This window comes from Pseudomonas sp. MDT1-16, assembly GCF_054898115.1.
On the sequence record NZ_CM142717.1, the window covers coordinates 1,555,640 to 1,569,739 of the forward strand.

Annotated in this window: 10 protein-coding genes; 3 read left to right on the forward strand and 7 right to left on the reverse strand. The window is 60.2% G+C overall.

The genetic code is table 11. The annotated features are described in order from the left end of the window. Positions 1 to 67 precede the first annotated feature (67 nt). From ACYZT3_RS06975 to ACYZT3_RS06985, 3 genes are read left to right on the forward strand one after another with little or no spacing between them, the layout of a single operon-like run. Positions 68 to 736, forward strand: coding sequence for a class I SAM-dependent methyltransferase (locus ACYZT3_RS06975; protein WP_282375391.1), 669 nt, complete (start codon positions 68 to 70; stop codon positions 734 to 736). A 4-nt stretch (positions 737 to 740) separates the two neighbouring features. Continuing rightward, positions 741 to 1,454: a lipopolysaccharide kinase InaA family protein gene (locus ACYZT3_RS06980; RefSeq protein ID WP_282375392.1), complete on the forward strand. Its 714-nt coding sequence runs from the start codon at positions 741 to 743 to the stop codon at positions 1,452 to 1,454. A 2-nt stretch (positions 1,455 to 1,456) separates the two neighbouring features. After that, positions 1,457 to 1,684 (forward strand): hypothetical protein, encoded by a 228-nt coding sequence (locus ACYZT3_RS06985; RefSeq protein WP_282375393.1) that lies wholly within the window; start codon positions 1,457 to 1,459, stop codon positions 1,682 to 1,684. Positions 1,685 to 1,878: 194 nt separating this feature from the next. On the opposite strand, the gene ACYZT3_RS06990 is transcribed toward ACYZT3_RS06985, so the two are convergent. From ACYZT3_RS06990 to ACYZT3_RS07020, 7 genes are all read right to left on the reverse strand, one after another. Further along, positions 1,879 to 4,905 carry a multidrug efflux RND transporter permease subunit gene (locus ACYZT3_RS06990; RefSeq protein WP_462031773.1) on the reverse strand — a complete coding sequence of 1,009 codons (3,027 nt, stop codon included), beginning with the start codon at positions 4,903 to 4,905 and terminating at the stop codon, positions 1,879 to 1,881. 13 nt (positions 4,906 to 4,918) lie between these two features. Further along, entirely contained in the window at positions 4,919 to 6,067 is a 1,149-nt protein-coding gene (locus tag ACYZT3_RS06995) for an efflux RND transporter periplasmic adaptor subunit (RefSeq protein WP_462031774.1), read from the reverse strand. A 249-nt stretch (positions 6,068 to 6,316) separates the two neighbouring features. Next, positions 6,317 to 7,414, reverse strand: a complete 1,098-nt coding sequence (locus ACYZT3_RS07000) for a DUF1513 domain-containing protein (RefSeq protein WP_462031775.1) — start codon at positions 7,412 to 7,414, stop codon at positions 6,317 to 6,319. Between the two features lie 14 nt (positions 7,415 to 7,428). Further along, positions 7,429 to 8,493 carry an imelysin family protein gene (locus ACYZT3_RS07005; RefSeq protein WP_282375399.1) on the reverse strand — a complete coding sequence of 355 codons (1,065 nt, stop codon included), beginning with the start codon at positions 8,491 to 8,493 and terminating at the stop codon, positions 7,429 to 7,431. 26 nt (positions 8,494 to 8,519) lie between these two features. Beyond that, complete coding sequence (locus ACYZT3_RS07010) at positions 8,520 to 9,947, reverse strand: di-heme oxidoreductase family protein (RefSeq protein WP_282375400.1); 1,428 nt, start codon at positions 9,945 to 9,947, stop codon at positions 8,520 to 8,522. Between the two features lie 251 nt (positions 9,948 to 10,198). Further along, a complete protein-coding gene (locus ACYZT3_RS07015) occupies positions 10,199 to 11,545 on the reverse strand; it encodes an imelysin family protein (RefSeq protein ID WP_282375401.1) in 1,347 nt (448 codons plus the stop codon). A 208-nt stretch (positions 11,546 to 11,753) separates the two neighbouring features. Continuing rightward, positions 11,754 to 13,805 carry a putative bifunctional diguanylate cyclase/phosphodiesterase gene (locus ACYZT3_RS07020; RefSeq protein WP_282375402.1) on the reverse strand — a complete coding sequence of 684 codons (2,052 nt, stop codon included), beginning with the start codon at positions 13,803 to 13,805 and terminating at the stop codon, positions 11,754 to 11,756. Positions 13,806 to 14,100: the final 295 nt, after the last annotated feature.

Here is a 14,100-nt window from a genome sequence, read left to right on the forward strand (position 1 = left end):
GCATCACCTGACGCTGACACGGCGTTACCTATCGTGGGTGCCATCAACGGCTCAGGAGACCTTGTTGATGGACGGCCCGATCAAACTTGATTTTTCCGAAAAATACGACGATCAACACGCTAAACGATACCTGCGCAAACATAAGGATGGCCTTGCCCGCCGTCTGTCCCACTGGCGTGACGAGCAACTAGCGCGCAAAGCGCTGGCACTGGCCGGTGAGCCGGGTCTGGTCCTCGATTTGCCCTGTGGTGCGGGACGTTTCTGGCCATTGCTGGCGGAAAAAACCAATCGTGCCATCATCGGGGCTGACAACTCCGAGTCCATGCTGAAGATTGCCATGCAGGCGCAACCTGCCGATGTGGTGAAACGGGTACAACCCTTGCACACTTCTGCATTCGACATTGCCTTACCTGATAACGCCGTCGACAGCATTTTTTGCATGCGTTTGCTCCATCACATCGGTGAAGCCGAGCATCGACTGACTGTTTTGCGTGAGTTCGAGCGCGTCACCCGCGACAGCGTGATCCTTTCTTTGTGGGTGGACGGCAATTTCAAAGCGTGGAAACGTAAGCGCGCCGAGAAAACCCGTGGGCAGCAAGGTTACCAAAATCGATTTGTGTTACCGGCGGCTACGGTTGAAAAGGAATTCGAGCAGGTGGGTTTCCGTATCGAGGAACAACTGGACTTTTTACCGCTCTATGCCATGTGGCGGGTCTACGTATTACGCAAGAGGTAACAGAATGGCAGTGCAATGTGCAGCAGAAACGGACGTCGCCCCTCAGGACCGCTTCGACTATTTCTGGAATCAGCGCGGTGAATGGGTGGAAGAGCCCAACGTCCGTCGCGGAGGAGAAAGCGGCGTGCAGCGCGTCGTGAGCAGCAATGGACAGCTGCTTTACGTTAAACGTCAGACCGGGCATATCTATCGCAGCTGGCTGCACCCGTTCGGTCGGCCGACGGTGTTGCGCGAGCGCGATGCGCTCACTGTCATGCACCTGCTCGACGTTCGTGTTCCGGAGATCGTTTTCTGCGGTGCTCAGCGCGATCCTGTACACAAATGGCGCGCATTGCTGGTGACCAAGTCGCTGGACGGCTTTGAGGAAATCGAGCACTGGTACGCTGGCGGCGGTCGCGAGCGTCACGGTGAGGCCGTGCATGATCGAGTGTTGAAGGATCTGGCCGAGAATCTGGTTCGGATGCACAAGGGGCGCTGGCAGCACAGCTGCCTCTACATCAAGCACGTATTCGTGCGCGTCACCGGCGAAGGCGAGGCTGCCAAAGTCGAAGTGGCGTTGATCGATCTGGAGAAATGCCGGCACCGTTTGACCGCCCGTCGCGCGGCGTCCAATGACATGAAACAACTGCGTCGCCACTCGTCATTCAGCACGACGGACTGGCAGAAACTCGTCTATTTTTATGAGACGGCGTTTGGCAGCGCTATCAAAGGTTTATAGCAATGAAACTCGAAATTGCACGAGTTGGGTTTTTGATAGGAGCCTTGGCAGTTGCTTCACTGGCGGTGGCGGCATGGGAGCAGCCCCGCACGCAAGTCCTCAGTTCAGTGAATGGCGACGCGCACTGTCCGTTGCCACGCGTTGCCAAGGCATCCGTGGCATCCCAACCCGATCATGATTTATTGCTGTTCATGTTCGGTCTTTCTCAAGGATTGAGGCCACAAAGTTGAACAGATTGAAGCCCAAATAAAAGGCCTCGCCAATCGCGAGGCCTTTTTTATTCCCGATGCTGATCGTTCCCACGCTCTGCGTGGGAATGCAGCCCGGGACGCTCCGCGTCCCCTCAAAAGCCGAACGCGGAGCGTCCGTTGCGGCATTCCCACGCGGACGGTTCGACGCCTCGACGTGGGAACGATCATCGGCGCTATGGCTTATCGGGTTTGGCCAGCACCGTGTAAACACAGGGCAACACGAACAGCGTAAACAACGTCCCGATCGACATCCCCGTGGCGATCACCGTGCCAATGTCGAACCGGCTGACGGCACCCGCCCCCGTGGCGATGATCAACGGCACCATACCGAACACCATCGCAGCAGTGGTCATCAACACCGGACGCAGACGAATGGCCGCCGCTTCCTCCACGGCTTCGCGCGGCGTCAGGCCTTTGTCCCTGCGTAACTGGTTGGCGAATTCGACGATCAGGATGCCGTGCTTGCTGATCAACCCGATCAGCGTCACCAGGCCGACCTGGGTATAGATGTTCATGCTCGACCAGCCCAGGAACAGCGGGATCAACGCGCCACAGATCGATAACGGCACGGTCACCAGAATCACCAGCGGATCGCGAAAGCTTTCGAACTGGGCGGCCAGTACCAGGAAAATGATCGCCAGTGCCAGAGCGAAGGTGACCCACAGCGCACTGCCTTCCTGGACGTATTGCCGTGATGCGCCGGCATAGTCGAAGGCATAACCCACCGGAGCCTCTTCCCGAGCGATCTGGCGCACGGTGTCGATGGCTTCACCCATGCTGACCAGCGGCACCCCGGACAGGATGCCCGAATTGAGTTGCTGGAACTGGTTCAACTGCCGTGGACGCGCCCGGTCGGTCACCGTGATCAGGGTCGACAGGGCCAGCAATTCACCTTGGGTGTTCTTGACGTAATAATTGTTGAGCCAGTCGGGGTTATCCCTGAAAGGCCGTTCGACCTGAGCGATGACTTTGTAGCTGCGACCTTCAATGGTGAAACGGTTGATCTCCGCCTCACCCAGCAACGTCGCGAGTGTCCCGCCAAGATCCTGCATGGAAACACCCATCTGTGCGGCCTTGGCGCGATCGATATCCACCACCACTTCGGGCTTGTCGAACGCCAGGTCGAGGTCGACGAAGGCGAACTTGCCAGATTCCATTGCCCGTTTTTTCACCCGGTCGGCCACTTGCAGCAGTGACTCGTAATCGTTGGCGGAACTGATGACGAACTGAAACGGCAGCCCCTCGCCGGTGCCAGGCAGGGAAGGCAGGTTGAAGCCGAAGATCTGCAGCCCGGAAATGCTCTCCAGTTTGCGCTGGACCTCGGGCAGGATTTCCATCTGAGTGCGGCTGCGTTCGTTCCACGGTTTGAGCAGGAAGCCGCCGATGCCCGATTGCACGCCGTTGAAGCCATTGATCTGGAACGACGAGTAGTACTCGGGAAACGTTTTGAAGATCGTGACGAACTCGTCGGTGTAGGTGCTCAGGTAGTCGAGGTTGGCCGGTTGTGGGGCGTTGGCTATCATGAAAATGATGCCCTGGTCCTCGTCGGGCGCCAGTTCCGACTTGGTGAATTTGAGCAGCACCGGTATCAGGCACAGCACGATCACCGCGAACACCAGCACCACCGGCCGGGTGTTCAGGGTTGCGTGCAGCATGCTTTGGTAACGGCGCTTGAGGCCTTCGAATATCAGGTCCAGTCGATGGGCCAGGCCGCTGGGATTTTCGTCGTGACGCAGCAAGAAGGCGCACATCATCGGCGACAGGGTCAGGGCGACGATGCCAGAGATCACCACCGCACCGGCCAGCGTCAGGGCGAACTCCTTGAACAGCGCCCCCGTCAGCCCCGTCAGGAAGCCGATCGGCGCATAGACCGCCGCCAGGGTGATGGTCATCGAGACCACCGGCATGGCGATTTCCCGGGCGCCTTCGATGGCCGCATCCAGCGGCGTCTTGCCTTCTTCAATGTGCCGGTGAATGTTCTCCACCACGACGATGGCGTCGTCTACCACCAGGCCGATGGCCAATACCATCGCCAGCAACGTCAACAGGTTGATCGAGTAGCCCATCATCTGCATGAAGAACATCACGCCGATCATCGACAGCGGGATGGTGACCACCGGGATCACCACCGAACGCAGCGCGCCGAGGAACAGGAACACCACCACGATGACGATCAGCACCGCTTCAAACAGGGTTTTCACCACTTCGTCGATCGAGGCCTGGATGAACAGCGTGGCGTCGTAGGCGATTTCACCTTTGAGGTTCGGTGGCAGTTGGGCTTCCAGGGACGGCATGATCTTGCGCACTTCCTTGATCACGTCCAGCGGGTTGGCGCCAGGCGTGGCCTTGATGCCGATGTACACCGAAGGCGTGCCGCCGAAAGAACTGATCGAGTCGTAGTTCTCCGCGCCCATTTCAACCCGCGCCACATCGCTGAGCAGCACGCGACTGTCGCCCTCGACCTTGAGCGGGATCGCGGCGAAGGCTTCAGCGGATTTGAGCTCGGTGTTGGCGTTGATGCTGGTGACGACGTACTCGCCTTTCACTTCGCCGGCGGCGGAGAGGAAGTTGTACTTGCGCACCGCATCGGTCACGTCGCTGGCACTCAGGCCGAAACCGGCCAGCTTCACCGGGTCCAGCCACAGGCGCATGGCGAATACCTGGTTGCCGAGAATCTCGGCTTCAGCCATGCCCGGCAGGGTCGCCAGTTTCGGCTGGATGACCCGCGACAGGTAGTCGGTAATCTGCGGGTTGCTCAGCTCCTTGCTGAAGAAACTGATGTACATCAGTGCCGAGGCGTCGGCGGCTTCCTTGCTCAGTACCGGGTCTTCGGCGTCCTGAGGCAGCTGGTTTTTCACCTCGTTGGCCTTGGCCAGCAATTCGGTGAACAAGCGGTCGCTGTTGGCGCCAATGCGCGCGTAGATCGAGATCACCGAGAAGTTCTGGCGACTGACCGACGTCATGTAGTCGATACCCTCGGCGCTGGCCAGACTCTGCTGCATCGGTTGGGTGATGTAGCCCTGGATGGTCTCGGCGTTGGCCCCGGGGTAAGCGGTGGTGACCGTGATCAGGGCGTTTTCCATTTGCGGATATTGGCGCAGCGGCAACTTGCTCCAGGCCTGGACGCCCAGCAGCACAATCAACAGGCTGACCACGGTGGCGAGCACCGGGCGGCGGATGAACGGGTCGGTAAAAGCCATGGGGATTCCTTGATCAGTCAACGCGAGGCTGACTGCGCTTCTCGGCTAGTGTCTTGTCGTCGCTGATCGCGATATGTGCGCCGTTGTCCAGTTTGATCTGGCCGGCCGTGACCACTTTTTCACCGTTCTGCACGCCCTTTGTGATCATCACCACACCGTCGCGGCGCTCGCCGGTTTCAATGAAACGCCGTTCGGCGATCAGAATCGGCTCGCCCTTATCGTCCTTTTCGACGCTGCCGTCTTCGGCTTTTTTCTGCGCGACGACATACAGCGAATTGCCGTACAGCGTGTAGGTGATCGCGCTTTCCGGCACGACGATGTGCGGCTGCGGGTCGGGCAACAATATTTGCAGGCTGGCGAACATCCCCGGCAACAGTTTGCCGTCGGGGTTGGCCAGGGTCGCGCGGACCTGGACGTTGCGTGTGCTGTTTTCAACTTTCGGGTTGATTGCACTGAGGGTCCCGGGGAAGTTCTGCGCCGGGTAGGCCGAGACAATGATCTGCACCGATTGGCCGATCGCGATCTTCGGCACCGACTGCTCGGGCACGAAGAAGTCGACGTAGAGGCTGCTGAGGTCTTGCAGGGTGGCGATCATGGTGCCGCTGGCCACGTAGTCACCGACGTCCACCTGACGAATGCCGATGGTTCCGCTGAACGGCGCGACGATGCGTTTTTTCTCGAGCGAAGCCTTGAGCTGATTGACCGTGGCCTTGTTCTTTTTGAACACCGCCGAGAGTCGGTCGAACTCGCCTTTGGAAATCGCCTGGCTGCCCACGAGCTGGCTGCCACGGTTGTAATCCACTTGGGCCAGTCCGAGGTCGGCGAGGGCGGTTTCCAGCAGGGCGGTTTCCACGGCGCTATCGAGTTGGACGATCGGCTGACCGGCCTTGACCTTCTGCCCCGACTGGAACTGCACATCGGTGACGGTGCCGGCGATCTCCAGGCTCAGGTCGACGCCTTGCAGCGCCTTGAGGGTGCCGACGGTCGGCAGGCGGGCTTGCCACGGCCGTTCGGTGGCGGTGGCCACGGCGACACTGATCGGCGGTTTCGGCGCAGCAAAGCCCTGAATCATCGTGTAGATGGAAAAGGCTTTGTAACCGGCCAGGACCAGTACGATCAGCAGAACAGCACCCAACATGATCAGCATGCGGCGACGCAGCATATTTCCACTTCCTTGGAGAAAATCAGGTGAGACAGTCGGGCACATTACTCCGAGTGGGAGGTTGATTCCAACTGGCAGAACTTACAGGTGGGCGTCACCCCGACCTGTAGCAGCTGGCGCAGCCTGCGTTCGGCTGCGAAGCCGTCGTAAATCCATGCAACGTGGTTTGTCTGACACACCGCGTCGTCGGATCTCACGACGGCTTCGCCGCCGAACGCAGGCTTCGCCAGCTGCTACAAAGGACCGTGTTTAGATGAGGTGGAGGTGGTTGTCCCAGAGCCCTGCGGGCAGCTCCAGTGGTTTTGCTACAAGATCTGTCTGGCGGCAATCGTAGTACCGGCATCGCCCCTGTCCCGAGGTCACGACAAAGCCATCGGCTACCGCGCCGACCCCGGCGCAATCGGGAAGCGGCGCGTCCAGGCGCACGTCACCGCTGTCCAGGTCCCAGATGAAAAAGCGATTGCCCCGTGGCGCGGTCAACGCGACCAGGCGCAGTTCGCTGTGCACCGCGACGCTGGCGGTGTAATGCCCCATGGCCTGCAACTGATGCTCAGGCACCGGGAAGGCCACGAACGGCTGGCCGGGCCGCTTGATCGCCAGCAGCTGCGAAGGCTCGTGAGACGGTCCCATGAACTGCTGGCCGGCGACGATGGTGCCGTCGCTGGCAATCCCCAAATGACGCACGCTGTTCATCTGCTGGGCGAGGGTTTCCTTGCTCAGCAGGGTGCCGTCGCGTTGCATCAGGACCAGGCTCGGTTCCATGGCGTTGAGGTTCATCTCGACGCGGCTTTCGGCCTCGGTGCGAATGCCGCCGTTGGCGACCACCAGCGTTTCACCATCGGGCATCCACGACACCTGATGCGGGCCGACGCCGTGGGTGGGGATCTCGCCGCTGTGGATAAGTCGCTCGCCTTCGAACTTATACACACCCAGCAAGCCACGACCCGGATCAGAGGTGTCGTTCTCGGTGGCGTACAGCCAGTCGCCGCTCTTGTGAATCACCGCGTGACCGTAGAAGTGCCGGTTCGGCCGTGAGATCACGGTTTGCAGCAGCGTGCCGTCGCGCAGGTCGATCAGGTAACTCTCGGTCCCAGGACGACGGGCGACGAACAGCGCAATCGGCAGCGTCGGGTGGTTGATGATGTCGTGACAACGCTGGCCGACCTGGGTGGCAAACACCCGGGTGCCGTCCAGCCGATACCCAACGGCATAATGTTTGCCGTCGGTATCGTCCCGCGCCGAGAGCAGCAGCGGGCTTTTGTCCTTCTGCTTGAACAGCGTCCAGCCGCCGAGTGTCACCGCACCCAGCAGCAAACTACCTAACGTCAGAGCCTGGCGTCGCAGCATGGAACTTGCCCTCATCAGTCACCGTCGTTGGCGTTGAAGCCCAGTTGGATGCCCAGCGCCTTGGCCAGTTCGCCTTCGTGCAGGCGGTGGACGACGTTGAGGCTGTCGTAGAGATCGTTGAGTTGCTGGCGACCGGCGTCATCGCCGAGCATGTCGGTCAGCGAGCGCTGGTTGCTGGCGAACAGTTTCAGGGACGCAGCGTAAGCGGCATCGATCTTGTCGGCCAAGGGTTTCTGCTCGTTCGGCAACAGACCGCGCAGGCCTTTGTTGTCGACACCGACCCAGACGGTTTGCGCCGCGGCCAGGCTGGCTTCCAGACCTTGCAGCGAGGACTTGCTGCGCCAGGCGTCGGCCTGGAACGGCTGAGGAATGCCCTTGCTCTGACGGCCCATCGGCGTGCCGAGTTTTTTCTTCAGGGAGTCCAGCGCGGTGACTTGCACGCGCAGCAGGTCCGCGATCGCTTCGTGGGAGTCGGCGTAGCGCTGGTTGGGGAATTTGCTCATCTGCGCGAGCATGCCGTCGTTGGTGTTCCAGCGCGACAGGATCTCTTCGGCCAGTTGTTTCTGACGCTCACCGATGGCGCTCAGCAGCGGGCAGTACTTGGCTTTCTGGGTGGCATCGGCCATGTCGATCTTGCTGTCGAACAGGATGTATTCATAGGCGGAGAGGCCCTGAACCACAACGCTGGACTTGGTCAGGGCGGCGGCATCGATCTGCGGCTGCGCGGTGACCAGTTGCTCGACCTGACGGCCCACGAGGTTTTTCTTGTCCGGCCAGAACTGCACCTGCCACGAACGGTTGCCCTCGGCCAGCGGGCCGATCAGCAGCGGTTGCAGCTCGGCCCAGGCTTTCTGCGCATGCAGGAAGTCGGCACGGGCGGTGTCGAGGGTTTCCTTGCCTTCGCAGAAGGCCAGGGCGCTGACCGCCAGTTGACGGTCGGCTTCTACCCAGCGGCTGTAGGTCGGCAGGATCACTTGCTTGGCGATGGCCGCCGAAGTAACGGCCTGCGGATCCTGAGGCGAACAGGCGCCCAAGGCGAGCGCGGCAAGGCTGGTGAACAACAATTTGGGACGGAACATGTCGGGCTCCCGCAATGGAATACGGATTAAAGGGAATTCAAAAACGCCAGCAACGCAGCGCGTTGCTCGGCATTGAAAGACAAAACCTGTTGCTGCGCCGCTGTTGCTTCGCCGCCATGCCAGAGCACGGCTTCGAGCAGATTGCGAGCGCGGCCATCGTGCAAAAACTGGGTGTGGCCACTGACCGCCTGCGTCAAACCGATGCCCCACAATGGCGGGGTGCGCCAGTCGCGGCCACTGGCCTGGAATTCGCTACGGTTGTCGGCCAGACCGTCGCCCATGTCGTGCAGCAGCAGATCGCTGTAAGGGCGAATCACTTGATTGGCCAGTTCAGGTTCGGCGGCGTTGGCGGCGGTGGTGTATTTCGGGGTATGACAAGACTGGCACCCGGCCTGGAAAAACAGATTCTTGCCGGCCAGCACTTGGGGAGCGCTGACATCGCGGCGGGCCGGTACGGCGAGGTTACGGCTGTAGAACAACACCAGTCGCAGGATGTTATCGCTGACCTCCGGCTCGCCATCAGGGCCATTGCCGTTGGGCGCCTGCTTGCAAGCGGTTTGCGTGTCAGTGCAGTCGTCGACGGGCCTCAGGCTTGTGGTGAGGCCCATGTCACCGGAAAACGCATGAACATTTTGTTGATTGAGGTTCGGTTGCCCGGCCTTCCAGCCAAATCGCCCGAGGACGGTTTTTTGCTGCGTGTCATCCCAGACCCGGTTCGGGCGTCCGGCGATGCCGTTTTTGTCTTTTGCTTGAGCTTGTGCATTGGCCAGGATCGCCTCGTCGGGGATCGCTTCCAGCAGACCCAGGCCAATCATCGGCGGTGCGACACGCGCCGAGAAACGGGTATCAGGGTGCATCGGACCGTAGCCGAGTTGGGTGATCTGCAACGTCGGTTTGCGCAACTCGACTTCGGTGCCGTCCTTGAAACGAATCGGAACGGGCGTGTAATCGACACGCACTTTGCCTTCCGGGACGACACCGGGCACGGCCATGTCCTGGAATTGTCCGCCGTAGACCGGCTCCGGGACGACACCAAGTTGCTCGATGACGTTGGCATACGCCGGCGCATCGGGAATCGACAGGCGCACCAGCATCGACACGGCGTTCTGCGCATCAGGCGTGGGCGGATGACCGCGGCCGTCCTTGATGTGGCAGTTCTGGCAGGCGTTGGTGTTGAACAATGGGCCGATACCATCCCGGGCGGTGGTGGTCGACGGGGCGATCACCCAGGGACTGCGGAAGAAGCTGTTGCCGACGCTGAAGTCCACGCGCCGTGACGGCGGCAGGTTGGCGGACGGCAGGGAAAACGAGTTCTGATCGGTCTTTCGCACGGTCGCGCTGCCACCGGACCGGGCTTCACCGGGTTCGGCTTTGGTAAAACGTGGGGCGTCGTCGCAGGCACTCAGGCCCAGGGCCAGCAACAGTGCGGACAAGCGAAGAGGCAGCGAGGGCATCAGGCATCCTGCAAGACGAGCAAAACAAGGGCGCAAAGTCTAACAGGGCAGGGGAGTTTGAATAAGAGGAATTATCGTTTGCTTGATGTGGGGCAACTGATCGTTCCCACGCTCAGCGTGGGAATGCAGCCCGTGACGCTCTGCGTCACATCAAAAGCCGAACGCGGAGCGTCCGTTGAGGCATTCCCACGCAGAGCGTGGGAACGATCGGCGACCCGAAGGTCGCCTCTTAGTCACTCAGGCAGCGTTGATCAGAACTCGTGATCAGCGTTGTCCGGGTTCAGGTCGCTGATGCCCAGTTTGCCAGCGGCGGCTTCGATCGAACCGGTCTGCTTGACCAGGGAAGCGATAGCGTCGCGTACGATCTGGTTGCCAGCAGTGTTGCCGGCAGCGATCAGCTGGTCGTAGTGCTCACCCTTGTTGGCATGATCGACGATAACCTGCATCTTCGCTTCGGTCGCAGCCAGGTCGGCTTTCAGCGCGGTGTCGGCAGCCGAGTCAGCCTTGGCTACCAGGGACGACAGGCTGGCGCCGGTCATTTTGGTGCCGTCGACGCGGGTGTACTCGCCCAGGTACACATTACGAATGCCTTTGGCATCGTAGAACTGCGAGTTGTGGGTGTTGTCGCTGAAGCAGTCGTGTTCGTCTTCCGGGGAGTTGGCTTCCAGGGAAACCTTCATGCGCTCGCCCGCCAGTTCGCCCAGGGACAGGCTGCCCATGCCGAACAGCATTTTGCGCAGGCCGCTTTCGGCAGGCTCGGCTTCCAGGGTGGCGCGGTAGTTGTCGGCCACGTTCGGCTTCCAGTTACCGACCATTTCTTCCAGGTCGCTGACCAACAGTTGGGTCACGGACTTCAGGTAGGCGCGACGACGATCGTTATGACCGCCGGTTGCGCCTTTGCCTTCCAGGTAGTCGGACGCTGGACGGTTGCCGGCGCCAGGGCCGGTGCCGTTCAGGTCCTGGCCCCAAAGCAGGAATTCGATGGCGTGGTAGCCGGTGGCAACGTTGGCCTCGGAACCACCCAGCTCGTTCAGACTGGCGAGTTTTGCCGGGGTGATGTCTTTCACGTCGACCTTGTCTTCGCCGACCTGAACTTGAGTGTTGGCGATGATATTGGCCGTGGCGCCCGGGTTACCCAGTGCGTGCTCGTAGGATTTGTCGACGTAGTCGATCAGGCCTTCGTCCAGTGGCCAGGCGTTCACCTGACCTTCCCAGTCGTCGATGATGGTGTTGCCGAAGCGGAACACTTCGCTCTGCAGGTAAGGCACGCGGGCAGCGACCCAGGCAGCCTTGGCAGCTTTCAGGGTGTCGGCGTTCGGCTTGGCGAGGAAGGCGTCGACGGCGGTTTGCAGGGTCTTCGCGGTGGATTCGGCATCGCTGTAAACGGCGAAGACGATGTCGGCGTAATGCGCGACAACGGCTTTGGCGGCTGCTTCGTCGACTTTACCGGCAGCGGCAGGTGCGGCGGCCGGGGCTGAGGTGCTGGCCGCCGGAGTCGGCGCCTGCGCAGCGACAGCTTTGTCTTTGCCTTCGCCACAACCGGCGAGGGAAATAGCGATGGCCAACAGACTGGCGGTAGCCAGAGGCATACGAATCATGGCGAACATCCTGCTTCGAGAGGGGGTGGAATGGCGCAGCAAGCGCGCAAAGCTGCGACATAATGCAAATCTTTCGCATTATGTGTAAAGGGTTGTGCTTGGAAATATTTCTTATTCACGCGGGGTTTGTGTCGTAGATCAAGAGATCGCAGCCTCGTTTCACTCGACAGCTGCTACAGAGTGAAACGAGGCTGCGATCTTGTGATGTTTACAAAATAGCCGCGTTACTGCGCTGAGCCTGTTTCAGATACGCGCTCAATTCCCGCGCCGGCAGCGGTTTGCTGTAGAGATAGCCCTGACCTTCGTGACAGCCTTCGGAGATGATGTAGGCCTCTTGCTCGGCGGTTTCCACGCCTTCGGCAATCACCTGCATGCCCAGGCTCTTGCCCAGCTGGATGATGGCCCGAACGATGGTCGCATCGTCGTCGTCATCGAGCAGATCCTGAACGAAGCTCTTGTCGATCTTGATCTTGTCCAGCGGCAGGCTTTTCAGATAGCTCAATGACGAGTAACCGGTGCCGAAGTCGTCGATCGCGATCAGCGCACCGGAGCGGCGCAGGCTGAGCAGGTGCTGGGCAGCCGTGCTGATGTCTTCCATCAGGCCGGTTTCGGTGACTTCCAGCTCCAGGCTGCGGGGCGGCAGGCGGTACATCTGCAGCAGGTTGTTGACCACCCGTGGCAACTCGGCGTGGTGCAGTTGCACCGTGGACAGGTTTACCGCCATGCGCAGGTCGACAAAACCCTGGTCATGCCAGTCGCGCAATTGCTTGCACGCCTGATCCAGCACCCATTCACCGATGGCGATGATGGTGCCGTTCTGCTCGGCCAGGGGGATGAACAAGTCTGGCGGAACCAGCCCGTGCTCGGGATGCTGCCAGCGAATCAACGCCTCGACACCCACCACTCGGTGATCGCGATAGCTGATCTGCGGCTGGTAGACGAGGTACAACTGGTTACGGGCCAAGGCGTCGCGCAGGTCTTTTTCCAGCTCGCGACGTCGGCGCATCTCGGTGTCGACGCTGGCGATATAGAACTGATAACGGTTGCGCGAGCGAGTCTTGGCCAGGGTCATGGTCTGCTCGGCTTTTTGCAGCAGTTTTTCGGTGCTGTCACCGTCCTCGGGGAACAGGGTGATGCCGATGGTGGCGCGCAGGCGAATCTCTTGATGGTCGAGGGCGAACGCCGCTTCCAGGTCATCGAGAATGCTTTGGGCCAGTTCGGCCGCTTCGTAGGGTTGTTCGATATCGGCCTGAACCAGGGCGAACTGGTCGCCACCAAGGCGGGCGAGGGCGCCGAGGCGTCCGCTGTGAGCTCGCAGGCGATCGGCGAGGGCCAGCAGCAGTTGGTCGCCGGTCTGGTAGCTGAATTGTTCGTTGATGCCTTTGAAATCGTCCAGGCCGACCACCAATACCGCGACCCGACGTTGCAACTTGCCGGCGTCTACCAGAATTTTGTCCAGTTGCTGCTGCAATTGCTGGCGGTTCGGCAGACCGGTAAGGAAGTCGTACTGGGCCATGCGAAGTAGGCTGTTTTCCGCTTCGTGGCGCAAATGGGTGTTGCGCTCGATGGACTCGAGCAACTGGTTGGCGGTGCTGATCCAGATCCCCAATTCGTTCTTTTCATGCCCCTTGAGCAGCGGGATTTTGTGTTCGCTGGGGCGGTCCGGATTGATTTCCGTGAGGTGCTCGATGATTCGCGACAGCGGTTTGGTCAGCAGCCAGTGATAGACCAGGTACAGCACCAGCCCCATGGCCATGGCACGCAATACGCCGGAAATGAAAATGATCACCGAACTGACGATGAAACCCTGGCCGTAGGTGGCGGTGTCGAGCGTAATGCTCAGGTCGCCGTAATACTCGCTGTAAGGGCCGCGACCCACCAGTTGGGTGGTGAAGGTGCGTTCCTTGCCGAGGATCAGGTCGGTCAGCCAGCGACTGCCGGAATGCTGCAACTCGCGAGACTTTTGCGCGAGCATGGCCTCGTTGGGATGGCCAATGGAGGCCTTGCGCACTGCGTCGTCCTGAAACAGGCCTTCGATAACCTGCATGCCCATCTCGCGGTCCAGGCTGTAGACGGCCTGGGTCGAGGGGTCGCGGAACATGTCGAGGATGCGTTGGGCATCGCTGGCCACGGCCTGGCGTGTTTTATAGGCATCGAAAACGATCTGAGCGCAGCTCAAGACCACGCCGACGATCAATGCCGACAGGAGCACGACCCGGAGCAACTTCACCGACAAGCTGTTCTTGAGTTCCAGCTTCAAAGAGTCATTCCTTGTTCCGTGCGGGTAGCGTCAAGTTGCCATGAGTATTGGCAATCCGGTGATGTCAGTCAAAGGGACAATCAATCACATAGGGTTTTGCCTGTAGCTTGGCCGAAATGCTGTCGTATGGAGTATTTGCGCTAGTTGTACTGTGTCGGTTGTTGAGTCCTTCAACTTGAGGGGGATGTGGACATATTTTCCGTTTGATTGATGTTAGACGGCTGTGGCGTTGGGGCAAGGGGCTGAAGGCTGGTTTCATCGTGGGAAATTGCTCTGGTTTCTGCTGATGTACACG

Coding starts and splice junctions, on each gene's coding strand:
- ACYZT3_RS06975 (WP_282375391.1), top strand. CDS start 68: ATGGACGGCCCGATCAAACTTGATTTTTCCGAAAAATACGACGATCAA.
- ACYZT3_RS06980 (WP_282375392.1), top strand. CDS start 741: ATGGCAGTGCAATGTGCAGCAGAAACGGACGTCGCCCCTCAGGACCGC.
- ACYZT3_RS06985 (WP_282375393.1), top strand. CDS start 1,457: ATGAAACTCGAAATTGCACGAGTTGGGTTTTTGATAGGAGCCTTGGCA.
- ACYZT3_RS06990 (WP_462031773.1), bottom strand. CDS start 4,905: ATGGCTTTTACCGACCCGTTCATCCGCCGCCCGGTGCTCGCCACCGTG.
- ACYZT3_RS06995 (WP_462031774.1), bottom strand. CDS start 6,067: ATGCTGCGTCGCCGCATGCTGATCATGTTGGGTGCTGTTCTGCTGATC.
- ACYZT3_RS07000 (WP_462031775.1), bottom strand. CDS start 7,414: ATGCTGCGACGCCAGGCTCTGACGTTAGGTAGTTTGCTGCTGGGTGCG.
- ACYZT3_RS07005 (WP_282375399.1), bottom strand. CDS start 8,493: ATGTTCCGTCCCAAATTGTTGTTCACCAGCCTTGCCGCGCTCGCCTTG.
- ACYZT3_RS07010 (WP_282375400.1), bottom strand. CDS start 9,947: ATGCCCTCGCTGCCTCTTCGCTTGTCCGCACTGTTGCTGGCCCTGGGC.
- ACYZT3_RS07015 (WP_282375401.1), bottom strand. CDS start 11,545: ATGATTCGTATGCCTCTGGCTACCGCCAGTCTGTTGGCCATCGCTATT.